Genomic DNA, 20,104 nt, shown 5'->3' on the forward strand with positions numbered 1-20,104 from the left:
GTCAGTTCCGGACCGATCCTTCGCAGGCGAGGGAGGGCTTTTTTGCTGAAGGATGGAAGGAAGTTGCAAACAGTGTGAACCAGCCACGGGCCGGACGGTTTCAGCCGTTTTTGCCCAAGGCGTAGACGCGCATGACTTGCTCAGCGGCTTGTTTCAACAGGGAAGCGCCATTCTGCATGGCTTCATCCAGCGTCATCGGCTTGTTGGTGATTCCGATGACAGCGGTAACGCCTTTTTCGTACAAAGCTTCTATGCCTTCCCCGACAGAGCCTGCCAGCACGATGACAGGAATGCCGCATTGCTGCGCGAGCTGTGCTACGCCCCATGGTGTCTTGCCTTGCGCTGTTTGAAAATCGACCTGGCCTTCTCCGCTGATGACGAGATCGGCTCCGTCCATGGCGAGAGCGAGCCGGGTCGTTTCCATGACGATCTGAATCCCGGATTGCAGCTTGCCGCCGAGAAAAGCCAAAAGCGCCCCTGCCACGCCGCCTGCCGCTCCTGTCCCGGGCAAGTCGTGAATGGCGGTGCCAGTCGTTTGTTTGATCACGTCGGCAAAATGCCGCAAATGCTCGTCCAGTGCGAGAACCATTTGCGGGGTGGCGCCTTTTTGCGGGCCAAATACGCGGGAAGCACCGTTTGGACCGACAAACGGATTGTCGACATCGCAGGCGATGACAAATTGGCACGCATCCAGCCGTTTGTCTTTGTCGCTGTCGTCGATATGCGACAGCCGCGAAAGCTCGCCGCCGCCAAAAGCAAGCGGCTGATTGTTTGCATCGAGCAGCCTGTAGCCCAACGCTTGCAGCATTCCGGCACCGCCATCGTTAGTCGCGCTGCCGCCGAGTCCGAGAATAAAGCGTCGGCACCCGTGATCGAGTCCCGCCAAAATCAGCTGGCCGAAGCCGTATGTAGTAGTGAGCAGCGGATTGCGTTCGTCTTTGGCGATGAGATACAGACCAGATGCTGAGGCAAGCTCGATGACGCAGGTCACGCCGTCGCCAAGAATGCCGAACTGGGCTGCAATCGTGCGTCCGAGCGGGTCCATGGCCTGCGCAGTCAAAACTTTGCCATTGGTGGCATCAACGAGGCACTGCATGGTTCCTTCGCCGCCGTCTGCCATGGGCGAGACGACAACTTCGGCTTGGGGGCAGGCGCGTTGTACCCCTGCGCGAATCGCTTCACCTGCTTGCTTGGCCGTGAGACTTCCTTTGAAAGAATCGGGAGCGATGACGACTTTCATGCGGGACACCCTCCTTTTTTCTTCATGATAAGCCGAAACGACTCGTTAAAGAAACGTCTGCCGATGAAAAAAGCTGCCCCGGCGTCGCGTGACGCGGAGCAGCCTGTTTTTTGTGGTTACGCATTCTTTTTCATCAACAGCTTTTCTTCCTGTCCGTCCTTGTCGGCAAAAAACCACTTCATCATCGGCGGGGTAACAATCGTCGTCAAAAGAACAACGACGATCAAGACGGCAAACATATCGTCTGTCAGCAGATTGTTTTCCAACCCGATGGCGGCGATAATCAGCGCCACTTCGCCCCGCGATACCATGGCCGCTCCGATTGCCATTGAATTTTTCCAGGGGAACCCGGTCATTTTTGCGCCAAGGGCACCGCCAACGAGCTTGGAGACAATGGCGATGACACTCAGGATGACGATCAGCCACAGATTTTCCACAATACCGGAAAACTGCGCAGTTACCCCGATCGAGGTGAAAAAGACCGGAACGAATACCGCGTAGCTGATCGTTTCCACCTTGTGCGTGACTTCTTGCTTGTACGTGGTCAGGCTGATTGCCACACCAGCGATATAGGAGCCGATGATCGCGGCCACACCTGTATACTCGGCAAAGTAGGCAAACAGGAAACAAATAATCAGGGCAGCGGAAATGACGGATTCGGTTACTTGCAAAGGCGCGAATTTACGCAGAACCCATGGAACCACTTTCCACGACAGGAGAATGACGACGGCGAAAAACGCGACCTTTTTCAAAACGACCATTCCCAGGTTGACGTCGCCGCCCGCAAAGCTCATCAAAAAGGCGAGGGCCAAAATGACAAGAACGTCGTCAATCACAGCAGCACCCATGATGGTCGCGCCTTCCCTGGATTTTAGCTTGCCCAGTTCTTTCAGCGTTTGGACGGAAATACTCACGCTGGTTGCGGAGAGCAAGAGTCCCAAGAAGACCGATTCGATCGACGATAGTCCCATTGTGATTCCGGCTACATATCCGAGAGCCAGAGGGGCGATGATGCCTGCCACACCTACACTGGTCGAGGATTTGGCGGTGCGCTTGAACTCGTCTATATCGGTTTCCAGACCGGCGATGAACATGAGCAGGATGACCCCGATCTGGCTGATTTCTTTCAAAATTTCCGTGTCAGTGACAAGCCCGAGAACAGTGGGGCCGAGGACGATACCGATGAGCAACTTCCCCAAAACGGACGGCTGTCCCAGGCGCACACTGATGTCTCCGGCGATTTTGGAGGCGATCAAGATGACAGCCAGCTGAAAAATAAGCATGTGGTTTCCCCCTTTATCTTTTTGAAAAAAACAAAAAGAGCCCGTAATCAAGGGGTTTTTCTTTTTGTCCGCTGAAAAAAGACAAAAAGAACCCTATGATGACAGGCTCCTCCATAAACGAAACGAATATTCATTTGCAATACGATTACATTTTAACATAACGGGGAGAAAAAGTAAAGAAACAGTGGCAGCAAGACTGCGGGCATGTCATCATGGAAAGTAAAAAACAGGGGGAAAGTCAGTGGCGGAACAGGCAAACGATACGCTAAAAGTGAGCAAGCACAATGCCGAGCATTACATGTGGGGCGACAATTGCGACGGTTGGCATCTGGTCAAAGGCCAGGATTTGAGCGTCATTTTTGAGCGAATGCCAGCCAATACGGCGGAGGTGCGCCATTATCATGAGCGTTCCCGGCAATTTTTTTTCGTGCTCTGTGGACAGGCCGTACTTGAAGTAGAAGGCGTTCGGTATGAGATTGGCGTCCAGGAAGGGGTAGAAGTACCTCCGGGGGCCAAGCATCAGATGAAAAACGAGAGTAGCGCAGACGTGGAATTTCTGGTCATTTCCCAGCCGACAACGCGAGGCGACCGCATTCATACCAAGTAACACAAGTGGTCATGACCAAGCGCTCCTTTTTTTTGAAGGACAAGATGCTGCTGCATGCGGGCACATCTGCGTTTACGAAATACGCCGAGGTTTTTTCCGCAGAAAAAGACCTGACTGTCGCAGGACGGCCAGGTCTTTTTGTATCGTTGCCCACTAGCGGACACGTTTATTTCCAGTTAACGAAATCGGACATTTGTGCGAATGCGTCTGCCAAAGCGTGCAAGCTTTCTCCGGTTTGGTAAGCGAAGATAGGCAAACCGACAACGAACAACAAAACTTCTCCGATATATTTGGCGATCATAAGATCTACCTCCTTTTGGATGTGGTTCAAGCCGTGCGGTCCAAAAAAAGGGAGCTGTATGTATCCTTGTCGCCATTCGCGTGCTGAATCCGCCGAATGATGCGGAAGCGCAGCGGTTGCCTTGCTGCCATCGGATAAGTTTCAACCGAGCAAGGATTGATGGAGGGTTGATAGCTGTCACTCGTGCTCCAACGAAAAGCCTGCAATTGCGGGTGATCACAACGTCTCAGGCAAAAGCCGGAGGTGAAGCAACCCACAAAGAGGGCGAGCAAGGCGAAGAAATCATCCAGTGAAAACAGCAGCAGCATATCTTCCACGGCGATCCTCCTCCTTTCGTATCCATCATTCTACTCCTGTTCACATATTCCAGCAACCCTAAAAAGCAGGGGGATTGATTCCATTGCCAATGATCCGATTATTTGATTTTGCCGATAGACAGGTTGACGCGATAGTTGCCGAAGGGCAGGAGATCATCCAAAAAGCGGTTGAGGGCGGACTGGTCAGGGACGTTGATTTTCATCGTATAACAGCCTTCTCCGCTGATGCGATGCGCTTCGAGAACTTCGCTGCGGGAGGCGACGAAGCGAGTAAAGCTCGTATGATCGGTCGTCTTCATGAACATGGTGACCATGGCAGTGAGGGACGGAGCCAGCTTTGTTTCATCCACGAGTGTAGTGTAGCCGGTAATAATACCCTGTTCCTCCATGCGGCGAATGCGGTTGCCGACGGCTTGTCCGCTCAAATGCACCTGTTCGCCGATGTCTTTCCACAAAAGGCGGCTGTTTTGGCGCAGCAAGGCCAAAATGGCGAGGTCGGTTTGGTCTGGCATGGAAATCTCCTTTCACGGTGAAAGTGGGGCGCTGTATTTGTTTCGCGGGAAGAGGCGTTTGTTTTTTACAATAAAAGCAAGCTCATTTCTATTATACGACCGGGACTGGAGGACAGTGAAGAGATGCACATTCAACTTGTTAGACACGCCACATTGAAAGTGGCTTACGGCGGCCGCACGTTTTTGATCGACCCGATGTTCAGCGATGCCGGGGAGCTGCCTGCTGTACCGAATACGCCGAATCAGCGGGCAAATCCTTTGGTCGACCTGCCTTTTTCTGTGGAAGAAGTGCTGGCAGGAGTTGACGCGATTGTGATTACCCATACGCATCGCGATCATTTGGACGAAAAAGCGATGAGCCTGTTGCCACGGAATTTACCTGTGTTCTGCCAGCAGCCAGACGAGGAAATGCTGCTGCAACAAGGATTTTCACAGGTTACCGCCATCAAGGACGAACATGATTGGCAAGGGATTCGCCTGAATCGGACAGCCGGGCAGCACGGGACAGGCGAGATCGGAAAAGCGATGGGGCCAGTTTCCGGTTTTGTCCTGCAAGCCCCTGGCGAACCGACCTTGTACATGGCAGGAGATACGATCTGGTGCGACGAGGTAGGGCAGACGATTCAACGGTTCTCGCCAGATGCCATCGTCGTGTTCGCCGGAGCGGCAAGGTTTTTGGCGGGCGATCCGATCACGATGACAAAAGAGGACATAGCATCTGTGGCGGCAGCCGCACCGGATAGTCACGTGCTGGTAGCCCACATGGAGACGTGGAATCACTGCCTGTTGTCGCGCAGCGAGCTTCGCGAGTTTTTGGGCGAGCACAAACTGCAAAAACGCGTCCTTGTGCCGAATGACGGGGAGATCGTTGCACACCTGTGACCTGTGAGGTAAGGTGTGATCGAAAAAGGAAGCAGCTTCGCTGACGGGCGGAGCTGCTTTTTCGTCTGCGAGCAAATTCGGGCTTGGCCAGCATTTGACAAACGAGTTGTCACGTAATAAACTATTTTTACGTAAATGATTAATGTCATGAGGTGTTGTTGTGGCGCACGAACAGCTGGAAACGTATATCGTCGAAACGCCCGAGCAGGCGATGGCGTTGTTGAATCCGCTCAGGGCCGAGATTTTGAGCCGATTGGCGGAGCCTGCTTCAGCGGCGGAAGTAGCGCGGGGAATCAACGAGATTCCACAGCGGGTGAATTATCACCTGAAAGCTTTGGAAAAGGTCGGGCTGGTCAGGCGCGTAGGGAGTCGGCAGGTCCGCAATCTGGTTGAAGTGCTGTATTTGGCGATAGCTCGCACGTACGTGCTCTCCGAAGGGCTGAACTGGGCTAACGACACCGTGCAGCAGATGAAGGATCAGGGAGCTTTGTCGCACTTGATCCAGACGGCTGAGCGGATCAAGCGGGATGCCCTCGCTTTGCTGGAACGCTCGGATCAGGAAAAAGAAATTCCGAGTGCCACGCTCGATACGAGCATTCGCCTCGCCAGCGAGGAGCAGCGGGCAGCTTTTGTCGAGGAATACGTGCAGCTCGTCAATCAGCTCGTCAAAAAGTATCAGACGAAGACAAGTGCACAGGAGACGTATCAGGTCATTCTCGCGGTGTATCCCAAAGAAGGAGGCGAGCCGTCATGAAGGCAGAGGCTTCAGCGCCTGTAAAAGCAAGACCAGTCGTTGTGTGGGAAAGACGGGTCGAACCGAAGGCAGACAACGTCATCATGCTTCCGGCAAACGGCAACAACGTGGAACGGGAAGCAGCAGTGACAGAGTGGACGATCGGTTCGAGCGACCAGCCTGCTGTAATCACTCAGGTGTCATCCGGGTTTGGCAAAAGCAAGGCAGCGGCTGTACCGCCACAGTCCGTACGTATGAGCATGGCAGCCTAAAAGCCTAAAGGATATAAAGGAGGGTTTGGCATGAATTTGATTCCGGTAGTCGTTGAGCAGACGAGTTATGGCGAGCGTTCGTACGATATTTACTCCCGTCTGCTGAAAGATCGCATTATTTTTCTCGGCAGCGCCATTGATGATCAGGTAGCAAATGCAATTGTGGCCCAGTTGCTGTTTCTTGCGGCAGAGGACCCGAAAAAAGACATTCATTTGTACATCAACTCCCCCGGCGGCTCGGTGACAGCGGGAATGGCGATCATCGACACCATGCAATTCGTGGCGCCCGACGTATCCACCATCTGCACAGGTATGGCTGCTTCGATGGGAGCGATGCTGCTGGTGGCAGGAGCGCCCGGCAAACGCTACGCCCTGCCGAATGCAGAGGTCATGATTCACCAGCCATGGGGCGGCACGCAGGGGCAGGCGAGCGATATTAAAATCGCTGCCGAGCGGATCATGAAGCATCGGAATCTGCTTTACTCGATCATTGCCCAGCGTACAGGCAAGTCGGTTGAGCAGATCGAAAAGGATGCCGACCGCGACTACTTCATGTCCGCCGCCGAAGCGCTTGAGTACGGGATCATCGATAAAGTTATTGAAAAGCTGTAAAAGCTTGTAAAACATAGACGCAGAGGCATCTTCGGAACTTAGTTTTCGAGGATGCCTTTTTCGTTTGCCCCTAAACATGCGTATATTTTTTTAGCCTGGTTTAAAGAGGAAAAGGACAGGGAAAGAAAAAGGGTGGTATCCGAGTATTTTCGACATGATCACATTCATTTCGACAAGAGGAGGCACTCTTTTGAAAATCAGAACCAAATTCATTCTAGCTTTCAGCCTGATTTTGGCCGTTATGTTCAGCTCAGGCTCATATATGTACATTCATATGCAACAACTGAAATCTGCCTATGAGGAGATGCTCGACGACGGAGAGTTCCTGACCGATTTGCGCGAGATGCAGTTTACCCTCACAGGTCGAAACAATGACGAGCGCGGCTATGTGCTCACGGGCGATGAAGAGTATCGCAAGGAGTTGAAGGAGAAAGCAGGCAAAATCGAAGCGCTGTTTCAAAAGCTGGACGAGTACGAGGATATTACGGAGCAGCAAAAAGCAACGCTGCAAGAAGCGAAGAAACTTTATCAAGGGTACTTGGCCGCAAGCGACAAGGCCGTGGCAGCTTTGGACGAAGGCAGACGGGAAGAATCGATGGTCTATCATTTTGGATTGGAGCGGCAAGCGCGAAAGAAGCTTGATTCGACGGTAAGCACGCTCATGGAGGATGTTCGCCGGGAAAAAGAAGCCGACGATCAGTCGCTGCGTGAACGGGAAGTCGTGTCCGTCAACATCCAGATTGCTTTTAGTGTCGCAGGAGTTCTTGTAGCTGTCGTCATTGGCGGACTGTTGATTCGGGCGATCATTCGTCCGCTCAATCGCGTTAACGAGCAGTTGGCTGCCATAGCAGATGGGGAAGGCGATCTGACGAAGGAGCTGACGGTGTCCTCCAAAGACGAGATCGGCGAGTTGGCTGCGTCCTTTAACCGGATGCTGGCCAATCTGCGCACGCTCATTTCCCAGATTCGCGGGCACGCCCAGCAAGTAGCGGCTGCGGCAGAGCAGTTGACGGCCAGCTCGGAGCAGACTAGCAAGGCAACCGAGCAAATCGCGGAAACGATCCAGGAAATGGCTACAGGCGCAGATGTGCAAGCGCATCAAGTGGAAGAGGGCGACAAGGAAGTGCAGGAGATGACCGCAGGCATCGGACAAATCGCTGCGCGTGCGCAAAATGTCTCGGCTGCGGCACTGAACGCCTCGGAGCTGGCGACGGGAGGAACCCGGACGATTCAGCTTGCGGTAGAACAGATGAACGGCGTCGGTGAAACGATGCAGCAACTGGCTCATGCGGTCAGCGGACTGGGCAGCCGCTCGGAGCAGATTGGGCAAATTGTCGAGGTGATCACGCAAATCGCGGGTCAAACCAATCTGCTCGCGCTCAATGCGGCCATCGAAGCGGCCCGGGCGGGTGAGCAAGGCAGAGGCTTTGCGGTAGTCGCAGATGAGGTGAGAAAGCTGGCCGAACAGGCGTCTGCGTCCGCACAGGAAATCACCCAGCTGGTTAGCGCCATACGCGCAGAGACACTTGATGCAGTAACGTCGATGCAAAAAGGCTCGGACGAGGTGGCAGCGGGGATGGAAGGTGTCGCGACGGCGGGCGAAGTCTTTTCGCACATCCGCGATGCGGTTGTCAGTGTGGCAAAAGACGTGGAGAGCGTTTCGGAAGCCTCGCGTACCTTGACAGAGAGCACGGGAAAAGTCGCAGCGTCGATGGAGCTGATCGCTTCCGTCACGCACACCGCTGTCAGCCGGACTTTGGACGTATCTGCGGCGACAGAACAGCAGCTTGCCTCCATGCAGGAAATTCATTCCTCGGCTGCTTCTCTCGCCAATTTGGCGGAGGATTTGGAGAAGATGATCAGCCGCTTCAAAGCATAAAGGCTAGGATACCAAATGGAATGCTGTCGTGCAGCGAAACACCATGCGCGAAGACGAAAAGCCACTTGCAGGCACGAAAAAACTGCAAGTGGCTTTTTCTTTGCCACATAAAGCGAGAGTGCGGTGATTGCCGGATCAGGCCAGCCGCCACAAGGACAGCTTGCGGTAGACGAGAAAGATCAGCATGTTGCCGAGAGCTGCGACAAGAAAGACTGCCCACGGGCCGATCGACACCGTCATGAAGCCGGAGCCGAAGATAGAGAAGACGATTCCCAGCTTGAAAATCGAGCCGGTAATGCCGCTAATCCGCCCGATCAGATGGGCGGGCGTAGTCTCCTGGCGAAACGTCCAGATACAGACATTTTCAATCGTAGCGATCAGCCCGGTGAGAAACAGGGACAGGCAGAGCAGCCACGTACTGGTGGCGAAGACCATGAGCAGAGAGGAGAAGCCGAGTGACAGAATCGTTACGCCCATCATTTTCCCGAGCGGAAAGCGCCGCCGCAGCGGAGCGACGATGGAGCTGCCGATCAAGCCGCCAAGCCCGGCGACAGACAAGACCAGCCCCAATGTAGAAGTATCGAGACGCAAATGATCTTTGGCAAAGAAAATGATCATGGCGTCGTACATGCCGGAAGTCGCGTTGAGAAAAATGACGAGCAGCGTGATATGCCAAAGCGGTTTATTGCTCAACAGCTCGGCCCAGCCAGCTTTTAGCTCCTGCCAGAACCCGGCTTTTTGCGCAGCAGGTGGATCGGCTTTTTCCAGGAACGAGATCGCGATGAAAGCGAGCATATAGGCTACGCCTGTGATCAGAAGCCCTGAGTACAGACTGGACAGCAGCAAAATAAATCCGGTAATCGCTGGGCCCATAATTTCAATGAACGTGCTCATGAACGAAAAACGGGCATTTGCCGCGGTGAGCAGCGGCGTAGGCACGACTTGCTTGATCATGCTCACCCTTGCATTTTGAAAGCCGTAGTTGAACGCCATCAGAAAAAATCCGGCGATGTAGTAATGAATGACCTGGGCGTGCCCAGCCGCGGACAAGGCGTACAGTGAAAACAGCAGCACCATTTGCCCGAAGACCATCCATTGCGACCAGCGCTTTTTCGAAAAGCGGTCGACCCATACGCCAATGAACATGGCGAGCAGCAGGTTGGGCAAAAACTCGATGCTTTTCATCGTGGTCATCGCTATGGCTGACTGCGTCATGTCGTACAAAATGAGCGGCAGGGCCAGTTCGTATACTTTGCTGCCGCAAGCAAGCAGTGTGGACGTGCAAAACAAGATGAGAAACGGTCGATTGCGCCAGATCGGCATGAAAATCAAAACCCCCTTTTCGTTCTCCATTGTAGTTGGAAAAAGGGGAAGAAAAAGGGTAGAGTAGTAGCAGAGGCAGTTCCCCTTTTTACAGAAAGAAGTGAGGCAACTTTGCAGATTGTGTATCATTACTTGCGCTTGCGCCAACATTTTGCCAACAGGCAGGAGGGCGAAGCGCAAGCGATTACGCTTCACGAGCTGGCGGAGATTTTGTGCTGTACGGAACGCAACGTCAAAAAAATCATCAAGCAGCTGGTCGAACAAGGCTGGATCGAATGGACGCCGGGCAGAGGGCGGGGAATCGGCTCGCAGCTTGTCTTTTTGCGCAGTGTCGAGCAGATTGTCATGCCGCTCGCCAAAGCCCAGATTGAGCAAGGCGATCTGGAGCGGGCTATGCAGTTGCTGCAAGAGTCCCGTCTTCCTGCCGGGGGCAGGGAACGCTTTTTTGACTGGCTCTCCGGGCAATTCGGCTTTCACAGTCAAATTGTCGAAGAGCGGACATTGGACACGCTGCGCATGTCTTTTTACAGAACGATTCCCCGTCTTGACCCGGCTTTTGTGAACAGACGCACAGAGTCGCACATGGTCAGGCAAATTTTCGATACGCTGATCAGCTACGATGCTAAGGAACATGCCTACAAGCCGCGTTTGGCTCATCATTGGGAGACGAATGCGGCAGGGACGGAGTGGACCTTTTATTTGCGAAAAGGAGTCTTGTTTCATCACGGGCGGGAGTTGACCGCGCAGGATGTAGTTCGGACATTGGAGCGGGTGGCTGATCCTCAGACGGGATCGCCGTATCGCTGGATGCTTGAAGATGTGGAGCGAATGGCGGCTCTTGGCGCCAACGTTTTGCACATCCGGCTAAGACGGCCCAATCGGCTGCTGCCTGCCTGTCTCGCTTCGGATCGTCTGTCCATCGTTCCGGTGGACATGGTGCAGCAAAAAGGCGAGGAGTTCAGTCGCTTGCCAGTCGGAAGCGGGCCTTTTCGGCTGGTGACGAATGATGAGCAACAGTTTGTTCTGGAGGCATTTCCCGCTTATTTTCAGGGACGAGCACACTTGGATCGGGTGGAAATCTGGGTAGTGCCGCAATTTGACAAGCGCAGCGAGAAGTTTTTTGCTACGGAAAAAGAAGTCCATTTCCAGACAGCCTGGAGCATGCCGAAGCCGCTGGGCAGCTGGCAGGAGTTGAAGCAAGTGGAGCGAGGGGCTACTTACCTTGCGTTTAACCTGAATCGGCAAGGCCCGCAGCAAAACCGCGCTTTTCGTCAGGCTGTGGATAGCATCCTCTCGCGCAAGCAGATGATTGCCGAACTGAAAGGAAACCGCTACGGGCGGGCCTACAGCTTTTTTCCGGAAGTTCCGGGGATCGAACCCGCTCTGGCAGCGGGAAGCCGCGAGGAAAAACAGGCTGCCGTAAAGGACAGCGGTTACAGGGGAGAGCGCTTGAAGCTGTATACATACGAAGGCGCGGGCAATGAAAACAACGTCGAGTGGGTGCAGCAACAGCTGATGGAGCATGGTGTCCACGTCGATGTGACGATTGTGCCGATTGAAACGTTGAAAAAGCCGGAGGTATTGCTTCAAGCCGATCTCGTTTTGGCGGGAGAGGTTTTTGATGAGCAGTGGATTTTGGGGATGGTCGAGTTTTTTCGCTCGGACATCAGCTTTGCCCGGAACTTGTGGAATCCGGCCTTGCGCGAGCGGATTGATCGTGAACTGGAGCTTTTGACGGAGGAACAGGGCGAGGAAGGGCAGCAAAGGAGGCTGCGGCGTATCGAGATGCTACTGGCCGAGCGGTGCGCTCTGCTGTTTTTGTACCATACAAGGCAGCATTCGGTTTACCACTCGGCACTTGCCGGAGTCTCGTTAAATGCGCTGGGCCAAGCCAATTACAAGGACATCTGGTTCAAACAGGCGCATATCGCCACACCAAAATGAAGGAGAGCGCCGAAAACAGAGTCTGTCACGAATGTGGCGATTGCGATAAGATAGGAGTTCAGTGCGAAAAATGGGGGAGAGACGATGAGACGATTCCGATTTGACGAACAGGCTGGGAGAGAGATCGAGCGTTTTGATTCTGTCGGCGCGGTGTTTTCCCGCATTTTGCGTACGAAAGATGCTGTGTCTATCGGCTGTATTCATGTAAAAGCCGGCGGGGTAGTAGGCTATCATCCGGCTGTTTGCCCGCAGCTCTTTCTCGTGGTCAACGGAGAGGGCTGGGTGCGGGGAGAGGATGACGAGCGGATTCCGATTCAGGCGGGCCAGGCGGCTTTTTGGCAGGCGGGCGAGGGTCACGAATCGGGAACAGAGTCTGGGATGACAGCGATCGTGATCGAGGGAGAGGAGCTTGATCCCGACAGCTTCATGACGTTGTTGGAAGCATAATGGTTCACGCCAACTCCACATGCACGAGGAAGATCATCTTGAGAAAGTCGGTGTGAAAAAAGAAATGACGTGGAAGACACATATGCTCCTTGGCGCAATCGCGGGATACTGGGCGTACCCTTCCTGGAAGGGGAGCGTAATCGGTGCCACGATGGCGCTAGTGCCAGATATCGATCAGGCGAGAAGCAAGCTGGGGCATTTCCTGGGCCCTGTGTCCAAAATGCTGCAAAAAGGGCTTGGGCACCGGACGCTGACGCATTCGTGGGTCATTTTGTTGCTTCCGGCTGCTTTTTGGGGCGATTCCCCGGAGGGCTGGGCGGCCTTGTGGGGATTGCTCTCGCACCTGATCAGCGACATGCTGGTGGGGCGTATTCAGCTGTTTTGGCCGCTGCGAATGGGCTGGGTAGGTGTGCGCCTGTCGCGCGCGCTTTATGGAACCGTAGATCGTCTCGTCTTTTATGCGGCGATCGTCTACATCATCTACATGGGATATATGTAAGAAAAAGAACCTTGCCGCACTTCACAGTGGACAAGGTTCTTTTTATTCTCGCAGTTGCGATGCTTATGGCATCATGAATTGTTGGACCAGTTCGGCGTTTTCCGCCATGAATTTTTCTGCTGCGGCTCCTGCCTCTTGTTGGACTTCCATCATTTGCTCATCGGTCATGGTTGCCAGGTTGAGGGCATTGTCAGCTGTCATGGCTGGAATTTCCAGCGCTTTGCCAAATTCTTGCTTGGACTTCATTTTCAGGCTGATACCTTTTGGCATGTCTGGAGTCGCCTGGTCAAAGTTGATTTTCACGCTGGCGTCGGAATCGCGCCCGGCATCTGTAGATGTCTCGGATACAGTGACGTTCCCGCTCAGAGCGATCGGCTCGGAGTATTCGTCTGCCAGAACGACTGCGAAATCGTACTTGCCGTCTACTTTTTTGCCTTCTTTGACGGTTTCAAATGTTGTCGACAGATCAAGCGCTGGCTGCTCGTTCTCTTTTACCAGGAGATTCAGCTTGCCGTTTGTTTTGCCGCTTTGCTCAGTCGCTTTGTACGTGTAGGATACTTCGCCGTTTTTCGGATCTTCCGGGTTGTGGATGGCGAAGCGATAGTAGCTGTCCGCGCCTTTTTGGTAAGCGGTGCTTGAGAAGAACAAGTTTTCCTGTTTGTTGTCTTCCCCAGTAAACATCAGTTTGCGGGACAAGATTTGGTGATCGCCGTCTACGAGCACGACCATTTTCACTTGTTCCTTGCTCGCTGTAGAGCTGTCGCTAATGTCTTTCAGCAAGTCATCGAAGCCTTGATCGTAGTCTTTCTTGAACTCTTCTTTGGAAACTTCATCTACCACATAACCGCTGTCAGCCATCAAGGTAGCGACGTTGTGGTAGCGGGTGTAGATCAGATCAAACAGCTTCGTGTCCGCTTTCGCTTTTTCTGCCAGCTTGGTTGCGAGCGCTTTTGCCTCTTCTTCGGTAAAAGTCACAGTGATTTCACGAGCGCTTTCCTTGAAGCCTTCTTCCGAGAAGGAAGCATCCTTGTTGATTGCTACTTGCGTGTCCTTGATCGAATCTGCGTACAGCAAAGCATACGGAGTCAGCACGCTTTTCACTTCATCCTGGTTGAAGCGGACTGCTTCCATCAGTTCGCGATAGGTGAGGAAACGCTTAGGCATCTCTTGACCGTATTTTTGCTTGAGGGCATCGCGGTCTTTCAAGTCCATGTAGCCGTATTTCGAGTAAAAATCAGGCAGACGGAAGCCAAACTGCGAGTCGTTCATGAAGTACTCAATCGTAGCCAGCTTCTTGTCTTTCAGATGAACTTCGAGATTTCCTTGCTGCTGGTGCTTTTGCTCGTCGATGTTGCTTTGCATGACGACTTTCGCGCTCTTCAGCAGATCGAGAATTTTTTGTGCTTGCGGGTCTGGGATTGTAGCATCTATCGCAATATCAGACAGTTCGGTTGTGGAGTGCACAGGCTTTTCCAGATATGGCTTCATGTACTCTTCGTATTCCCCATAAGCCTTGGAAACGTTGGATGAGAACTTCATCATGCTCTCCGCTTCCGATTGCAGGTAGATCGTTTTTGCGCTTTTGAACAAGTCGAATTTGGCGTAGGCCGTTCCGAGCCCCCCCAAAATAACGACAGCAGCTGCTCCCGCAATCAGCAGCGGTTTTTTGGAGCTTTTGCGTGGCGGGTTCACGTTTGTAGTGGTTTCCATGAGTTCCTCCCCTTTGTAACACTCTCTCTTTTTTTTGCGTACGAACCGTAAATGGTTTTTCGCACTCGATTTTGTATTGTACCATAAGGGGGAAGGATGAAAGTGATTTCCAGTAAATTTTTTCAAAAATGAGGAAGAAAGACCCAAAAATATAAGTGTTTGTTCCAATTTTTCACCCTGGACAGCTTGTCTAATCGACAACAGGTAAGGCAGACGGCTTTTCGGGCTACAGAGACAAGGGGATGGATAGGAGGAGATTGTGTGGACTTTCGCGTGCTGCAGACGTTTTTGGTAGCGGCTACAACAGAAAATTTTCATCAGACAGCTGAGGCGCTGTTTATCGCCCAGCCAACGGTCAGCCAGCATATTCGACAACTGGAGAAGGAATTGGGGATCAAGCTGTTTGAACGGGTTGGGAAACGCGTCAGGCTGACGGCAGCGGGCAAGCGCTATCTGCCGCATGCAAAAGGTCTTTTGGAACAGTGGCACCACAGCATGGAAGATTTGCAGGCGTGGCGGCAAGGATACCGGGAGAAGCTTCATCTGGCTGTCTCGCCGATTATTGCCCGCGCCCGCTTCTCCCATCTGCTCCACCGTTTCACCAAGCAATATCCGGATGTAGACATTTCGATCAAAATTGCCGAATCTGTGGAGATCGGCCCGCTCGTGCAGAGTGGACAGGCTGATTTGGGACTGACCCGGATGGTGCCAGGCGAGTTTCAGCTGGATACGTACTTGCTGTATGAAGATCCGGTGGTGTTCGCTGTACCGCATAGCGGAGGCGACATGGATGCTCCTTTGCCTGATTGGGAGCAGGAAGTGCAGGCGAACCGTTTGCTGACCCACAATCACCCGGGCTACTGGGACGATTTGCTGCTGCTTTTGCGCCAGAGAGGACTTGCTTTGCGCACGATGGCGGTATCGCAGGTGGACATCACCAAACGCTTCATTGAAGACGGGCTTGGCGTGTCTTTTTTGCCCCGGTCGGCTGTCAGTCGGGATTTGTTTGAAAATCGCTTTATCGAGCTGCCGACGCCGGGGCTTGTGCTGCCAAAGGTGGCTTCTTACCTGCTCGTGCCGAAAGTGGGAATTAGCGAGCCAGCCAAGCATTTCATGGAGATTTTGCAGGCGCTCTATCCACCGATGCCTTCGGTTGTGCAAGGGGGAAGGCAGTAGGGGGGAGCAAAGGGCCAAATGATTATAAAATGTGATTGATAGCGGGTTTTTCTTTTATTTCCCTTCCATATTAATAATCGATATACTGAAGGGAAAAGAGAAGAAAAAGGAGTGGCGATCATGACAAAACAACATCCTTTGGCAATCGGTCTGGAAGGAATCGCCGTAGCGGAGACAGACCTGAGCCTGGTAGATGGAATCAACGGATTGCTCGTATACCGCGGCTATTGGGCGCGCGATCTGGCTATTCACCACACGTTTGAAGAAGTAGCGCACTTGCTCTGGTTCGGCCATTTGCCAAGCGAGCAGGAGCTGACGGAATTAAAGAATAAATTGAAAGCAAACCGCGAACTGCCGGAGCATGTCAAAGGAATTTTGAAGCTGATCCCGGCAGATGTCGATATGATGAGTGTGCTGCGCACAGGCGTTTCCGCGCTGGGCAGCTCCTCCCAAGGCTTCCCGCCAACGATTGACGAGGTGATTGCGCTGGCTGCGAAAATGCCTACAATCGTAGCGTATCGCTTCGCCTGTCTGGAAGGCCGCGAGCCGATCTCCCCTAGCCCGGAGCTTGATCACACGGCGAACTATTTGTACATGCTAAAAGGCGAGAAGCCGAACTCGGCTCATGTTCGTGCGCTGGATGCGTACCTGATTTTGACGCAGGAGCATGGCATGAACGCTTCTACTTTTGCTGGCCGTGTCGTCGGTTCAACCGAGTCTGACCTGATTTCTTCGATTGTGGCAGCCATCGGGGCTTTAAAAGGTCCTCTGCACGGCGGCGCTCCGTCGGAAGTAACGGAGATGATCGAAGCGATTGGCACGAAGGAAAATGCGGAGCCGTGGCTGCGCAGCAAGCTGGAAAGCGGCGGCCGCCTGATGGGCTTCGGTCATCGCGTCTACAAAACGATCGACCCGCGTGCAACAGCTTTGCGCGTGGTGGCTTCCGAGCTGTCGGCGGACGATCCGTGGTTCGACCTGGCGACACATGTGGAAAAGGTCGGTTTGCAACTGCTGGACGAGTACAAACCGGGCCGCAAGCTGAACACAAACGTGGAGTTCTTCGCCGCTGCGGTCATGCGCGCGGTTGGGTTGGATGAGAACTTGTTCACTCCGACTTTTGCCGTGAGCCGCGTGGTTGGCTGGAGCGCTCATATTTTGGAGCAGGCTGCGAAAAACCGCATCATTCGCCCGCAATCGAATTACATCGGCTCGATGCCGGAATAATAGACGTTGCCTTTTACAAAAGCTATCCGTTGTTGCGGATGGCTTTTTTTGCTGAAAAATCCAGGTGGGTGTTGAGCGAAGCTGTAGTGGAGGGAGGAAACAGGAGAAACCGCAGCAGGGCACCTGGCCTCTTGCGGGGAGCTTAAACTAGCCGCCTGCGGTGAAAAAGGAAAACCGCGTCAAAAGCAGTTTGTTCGGAGAAGTGGATTCACGTTGCCGCTTAAAGGCCGTTTTCCTTTTTCGCCTCCGGCTGGGTAGGAGCCCGAAAGCCCTGCTGCTTGTTTCTCCTGTTTCCTCGGCCAACGTTAGGCTTTGGTCGGGGAGTGATTTTTGAAAGTTGATCAGGGGCGGAAAATCTAATGCAGGCAGCAACGAGCTTTTTGCATGAAAGAGTCGCATACAGCAATCTTCTTCAAGAAAAGCCTTAATCTGTTTTCATGTTTTTTTTTGAAACTGACGTCGAACTCACCAGCCTCTTTCCTCGCCACACCTAAAGTACCGATGAAGCAGACTACGAAGGTCAACCCAAGCAAGCTTTTTCGCACTAGCATTTTTCCTTGAAACTCGCGCCGACCACCACCAGCTCCCAAGCACTCCCCCAACCCAGCTTTTCCGCTTAATCTGCAACTCCACCACCCGAAAGTGCAGCAGGGGGATTGCAGAGGTCGCTAACTTTTGGCATGATAATGAAAAAAAGTAAGGAGTGGAATCAATGGCTCTGTTGTCTACCCCGTTTCAATTCAAAGGACTCACTTTGAAAAATCGCGTAGTGATGCCGCCTATGTGCCAATACTCCGTGGAAGCGCAAGACGGAACGCCGACCGACTGGCATTTTGTCCATTACGTGTCTCGCGCAGTAGGAGGTACAGGCTTGATCATCGTAGAGATGACAGACGTGGAACCGGATGGCCGCATTTCCAACTTCGACCTCGGCCTGTGGTCCGATGAGCAGATTCCGGCATACAAGCGCATTATCTCCGAGGTACACAAGTACGGCGCGAAAATCGGCATCCAGATTGCTCACGCTGGCCGCAAAGCGGAGGACGCCGAAGTACCTGTCTCGGCATCTGCGGTTCCTTTCCCTGGCTCTCGCTACAAAACGCCACGGGCACTGACGACAGAAGAAGTCAAAGCGATGGTCGTCAAGTTCCAGGAGGCAGCGAGACGCGCAGTGGAAGCGGGAGTGGACACGATTGAAATCCACGGTGCGCACGGATACTTGATCCATCAGTTCCACTCGCCGTTGACGAATTTGCGGGACGATGAATACGGACGGGACAAAGCGCTGTTCGGCGTAGAAATCATCAAGGCGATCAAAGAAGTGATCCCGGAAGACATGCCGCTGATCATGCGGATTTCCGCGGTAGAATACGTAGATGGCGGTTACGGCCTGGAGTACAGCACAGAGCTGTCCCGTAGATATAAAGAAGCGGGCGTGGACATTTTCCATTTGTCGAGTGGCGGCGAAGGTCCGATCGGTTCAGGCGGACGTCCGGGAATCCATCCAGGATATCAGGTGCCACTTGCCCGCGCGATCAAGCAGGCATTGGATGTTCCGGTGATTGCAGTCGGCAACCTCGACGATCCGAGGCTGGCAGAAGCGTCGATCGGCAATGGCGACACGGATTTGGTAGCTGTCGGACGCGGCATGCTGCGCGATCCGTACTGGGCGCTTCACGCCATCCGTGAGCTGTCTGCCGACGAGCTTGACGCGCCAAAGCAATACGCGCGTGCATTTTAATCACTCCTAAAAACAAAGCAACCTTTCTTGCTGCCGATTCGCGATTCGTGATTCGCAGACAGAGAGGTTGCTTTTTTGCATGCCAAAAGATCATCCCTGCAACGGCGCAGCTTCACATACCTGACAGGTGCGGAAAAGACAGGCTCAAAAAAGCAGACGCCCTCACACAAAACGATCCTGCGTCGAGAAGAGTCAGCTTCTGTGATAGACTAATGCACAAAGTACGGCCGAAAGGAGACGGTAGTTTTTGCGAGAATTTTCGACGATCCGGTTTACCGATAAAGAACCGCTTTTTACGCAAATGTATCACCATCTAAGAGACGAAATCGTGAACGGACAAGTCCGGCACGGGGAATTTCTCCCTTCCATTCGCAGTTGCGCGCAGTCGCTTGGCGTCAGCAAAAATACGGTAGAAGTCGCGTACCAGTTATTGATGTCCGAGGGCTATGTCAGCAGCATGCCGAAAAAGGGATATCAGGTCGTCTACAAGGCGGAAGCCCCTGCGACCAGGCACACTCCAAGCACGACAGAGGCAGCCCCTTTGAACATTCATACGGATTTTCGCTACGGCAATATCGAATTGGGAGCTTTTCCGTTTCAGCAGTGGAGCAAGCTGCGCAACCGGGTGATTGCCGACCACCAGCAGCGCTACATGGTAGAGGGGCAGGACCAGGGCGAGTTCGAGCTGCGAAAAGAACTGGCAAAGCTGTTGCACGAGACGCGCAAAGTCATGGCGACCCCGGAGCAGATTGTCGTCGGAGCTACTCCCCAGCAGCTCGTTTCCGTTTTGGTACAGCTTCTGGACAGGGAGAAACAGATCATTGGCGTGGAGAACCCTGGCTATGACGGCGCGCGAAACACGTTTGTCAACGGCGGCTATCAAGTCCGGGGCATCACGGTAGGCGCGGACGGCGTCTCCATACCAGAGCTTTTGAACAGCAAGGCAACTGTCATGTACGTCAGCCCGTCCCAGCAATTTATCAACAAGCTTGTGATGCCGCTTGAAAAAAGAACCGAGCTGATCGAATGGGCACAAACTAGCGCGTATATCGTGGAAGATGACTATGAGTGGGAGTTCAAGTACGAAGAGAGCTTCCTTCCTGCGATCCAAAGCTTGTCTCCGCAAAAAGTGGTCTACATCGGCAGGCTGTCCAAAGCGTTGCTGCCTGTCTGCAATCTGAGTTACATGGTGCTCCCCTATGATCTTTTGTCGCGCTTTTACCAGCGTGTGCCGGAATACGATCAGCCCGTCGCCAGACTGGATCAGCTGACATTGTCCGCGTATTTGTCCGACGGTTTTTGGCACAGGCACGTGCAGGCTATGCGCAAAAGCTACGCAGACAAGCGGCAAGCTTTTCTTCAAGCTGTCTCCTGCTGGATGGGGGAACGCGTGGACGTGCAA

The 20,104-nt window shown here is 53.3% G+C and carries 20 protein-coding genes; 13 read left to right on the forward strand and 7 right to left on the reverse strand.

Annotation, left to right across the window (positions count from 1 at the left end):
- Nucleotides 1–100: 100 nt before the first annotated feature.
- Complete coding sequence (locus tag DEP07_RS25085) at nucleotides 101–1,240, reverse strand: glycerate kinase (protein ID WP_217023182.1); 1,140 nt, start codon at nucleotides 1,238–1,240, stop codon at nucleotides 101–103.
- Between the two features lie 116 nt (nucleotides 1,241–1,356).
- Nucleotides 1,357–2,523: a cation:proton antiporter gene (locus DEP07_RS25090; protein WP_287103190.1), complete on the reverse strand. Its 1,167-nt coding sequence runs from the start codon at nucleotides 2,521–2,523 to the stop codon at nucleotides 1,357–1,359.
- A gap of 298 nt (nucleotides 2,524–2,821) precedes the next feature.
- Between DEP07_RS25090 and DEP07_RS25095 the strand changes: the two genes are divergently transcribed.
- A complete protein-coding gene (locus tag DEP07_RS25095) occupies nucleotides 2,822–3,130 on the forward strand; it encodes a cupin domain-containing protein (protein WP_063229484.1) in 309 nt (102 codons plus the stop codon).
- 166 nt (nucleotides 3,131–3,296) lie between these two features.
- On the opposite strand, the gene DEP07_RS25100 is transcribed toward DEP07_RS25095, so the two are convergent.
- From DEP07_RS25100 to DEP07_RS25110, 3 genes are all read right to left on the reverse strand, one after another.
- A complete protein-coding gene (locus tag DEP07_RS25100; RefSeq protein ID WP_255679197.1) occupies nucleotides 3,297–3,431 on the reverse strand; it encodes a hypothetical protein in 135 nt (44 codons plus the stop codon).
- 26 nt (nucleotides 3,432–3,457) lie between these two features.
- Complete coding sequence (locus DEP07_RS25105) at nucleotides 3,458–3,739, reverse strand: hypothetical protein (protein ID WP_217365341.1); 282 nt, start codon at nucleotides 3,737–3,739, stop codon at nucleotides 3,458–3,460.
- A gap of 107 nt (nucleotides 3,740–3,846) precedes the next feature.
- Nucleotides 3,847–4,260: an Lrp/AsnC family transcriptional regulator gene (locus tag DEP07_RS25110; RefSeq protein ID WP_122966634.1), complete on the reverse strand. Its 414-nt coding sequence runs from the start codon at nucleotides 4,258–4,260 to the stop codon at nucleotides 3,847–3,849.
- Nucleotides 4,261–4,383: 123 nt separating this feature from the next.
- Between DEP07_RS25110 and DEP07_RS25115 the strand changes: the two genes are divergently transcribed.
- The 5 genes from DEP07_RS25115 (at nucleotide 4,384) to DEP07_RS25135 (ending at nucleotide 8,638) form a co-directional block, all read left to right on the forward strand.
- Nucleotides 4,384–5,142, forward strand: coding sequence for an MBL fold metallo-hydrolase (locus DEP07_RS25115; protein WP_122966633.1), 759 nt, complete (start codon nucleotides 4,384–4,386; stop codon nucleotides 5,140–5,142).
- Nucleotides 5,143–5,302: 160 nt separating this feature from the next.
- Complete coding sequence (locus DEP07_RS25120) at nucleotides 5,303–5,896, forward strand: winged helix-turn-helix domain-containing protein (RefSeq protein ID WP_122966632.1); 594 nt, start codon at nucleotides 5,303–5,305, stop codon at nucleotides 5,894–5,896.
- The gene (locus DEP07_RS25125) at nucleotides 5,893–6,147 is read left to right on the forward strand and encodes a hypothetical protein (RefSeq protein WP_122966631.1); all 255 of its coding nucleotides are present in this window, start codon (nucleotides 5,893–5,895) and stop codon (nucleotides 6,145–6,147) included. The genes DEP07_RS25120 and DEP07_RS25125 overlap by 4 nt, the downstream gene beginning before the upstream one ends.
- A gap of 30 nt (nucleotides 6,148–6,177) precedes the next feature.
- On the forward strand, nucleotides 6,178–6,759 hold the full coding sequence (gene clpP, locus DEP07_RS25130; RefSeq protein ID WP_122966630.1) for an ATP-dependent Clp endopeptidase proteolytic subunit ClpP: 582 nt from the start codon (nucleotides 6,178–6,180) through the stop codon (nucleotides 6,757–6,759).
- Between the two features lie 190 nt (nucleotides 6,760–6,949).
- Nucleotides 6,950–8,638 (forward strand): methyl-accepting chemotaxis protein, encoded by a 1,689-nt coding sequence (locus DEP07_RS25135; protein ID WP_280649138.1) that lies wholly within the window; start codon nucleotides 6,950–6,952, stop codon nucleotides 8,636–8,638.
- Nucleotides 8,639–8,773: 135 nt separating this feature from the next.
- Here DEP07_RS25135 and DEP07_RS25140 read toward each other — a convergent pair whose 3' ends face one another.
- The gene (locus DEP07_RS25140; protein ID WP_242772962.1) at nucleotides 8,774–9,961 is read right to left on the reverse strand and encodes an MFS transporter; all 1,188 of its coding nucleotides are present in this window, start codon (nucleotides 9,959–9,961) and stop codon (nucleotides 8,774–8,776) included.
- 120 nt (nucleotides 9,962–10,081) lie between these two features.
- On the opposite strand from DEP07_RS25140, the gene DEP07_RS25145 reads away from it, so the two are divergent.
- The 3 genes from DEP07_RS25145 to DEP07_RS25155 all read left to right on the forward strand — a co-directional run bounded on the left by DEP07_RS25145 (nucleotide 10,082) and on the right by DEP07_RS25155 (nucleotide 12,851).
- Nucleotides 10,082–11,905, forward strand: a complete 1,824-nt coding sequence (locus tag DEP07_RS25145; RefSeq protein ID WP_280649151.1) for an SgrR family transcriptional regulator — start codon at nucleotides 10,082–10,084, stop codon at nucleotides 11,903–11,905.
- Nucleotides 11,906–11,989: 84 nt separating this feature from the next.
- Nucleotides 11,990–12,352 carry a cupin domain-containing protein gene (locus DEP07_RS25150; RefSeq protein WP_122966626.1) on the forward strand — a complete coding sequence of 121 codons (363 nt, stop codon included), beginning with the start codon at nucleotides 11,990–11,992 and terminating at the stop codon, nucleotides 12,350–12,352.
- 52 nt (nucleotides 12,353–12,404) lie between these two features.
- Nucleotides 12,405–12,851: a metal-dependent hydrolase gene (locus DEP07_RS25155; protein WP_229049798.1), complete on the forward strand. Its 447-nt coding sequence runs from the start codon at nucleotides 12,405–12,407 to the stop codon at nucleotides 12,849–12,851.
- Between the two features lie 63 nt (nucleotides 12,852–12,914).
- On the opposite strand, the gene DEP07_RS25160 is transcribed toward DEP07_RS25155, so the two are convergent.
- Nucleotides 12,915–14,561, reverse strand: a complete 1,647-nt coding sequence (locus DEP07_RS25160) for a DUF6583 family protein (RefSeq protein ID WP_122966625.1) — start codon at nucleotides 14,559–14,561, stop codon at nucleotides 12,915–12,917.
- Nucleotides 14,562–14,822: 261 nt separating this feature from the next.
- Here DEP07_RS25160 and DEP07_RS25165 point away from each other — a divergent pair, with 261 nt between their 5' ends.
- From DEP07_RS25165 to pdxR, 4 genes are all read left to right on the forward strand, one after another.
- A complete protein-coding gene (locus DEP07_RS25165) occupies nucleotides 14,823–15,737 on the forward strand; it encodes a LysR family transcriptional regulator (RefSeq protein WP_122966624.1) in 915 nt (304 codons plus the stop codon).
- 120 nt (nucleotides 15,738–15,857) lie between these two features.
- Nucleotides 15,858–16,961, forward strand: a complete 1,104-nt coding sequence (locus DEP07_RS25170) for a citrate synthase/methylcitrate synthase (RefSeq protein WP_122966623.1) — start codon at nucleotides 15,858–15,860, stop codon at nucleotides 16,959–16,961.
- A 712-nt stretch (nucleotides 16,962–17,673) separates the two neighbouring features.
- Nucleotides 17,674–18,702 carry an NADH:flavin oxidoreductase/NADH oxidase gene (locus DEP07_RS25175; RefSeq protein WP_063229408.1) on the forward strand — a complete coding sequence of 343 codons (1,029 nt, stop codon included), beginning with the start codon at nucleotides 17,674–17,676 and terminating at the stop codon, nucleotides 18,700–18,702.
- A 247-nt stretch (nucleotides 18,703–18,949) separates the two neighbouring features.
- Nucleotides 18,950–20,104, forward strand: a 1,155-nt coding sequence (gene pdxR, locus DEP07_RS25180; RefSeq protein WP_287103191.1) for a MocR-like pyridoxine biosynthesis transcription factor PdxR, incomplete at its 3' end; no start/stop codon positions are given.

The organism is Brevibacillus sp. (genome assembly GCF_003521185.1).
GTDB classification, from domain to species: Bacteria; Bacillota; Bacilli; order Brevibacillales; family Brevibacillaceae; genus Brevibacillus; species Brevibacillus parabrevis.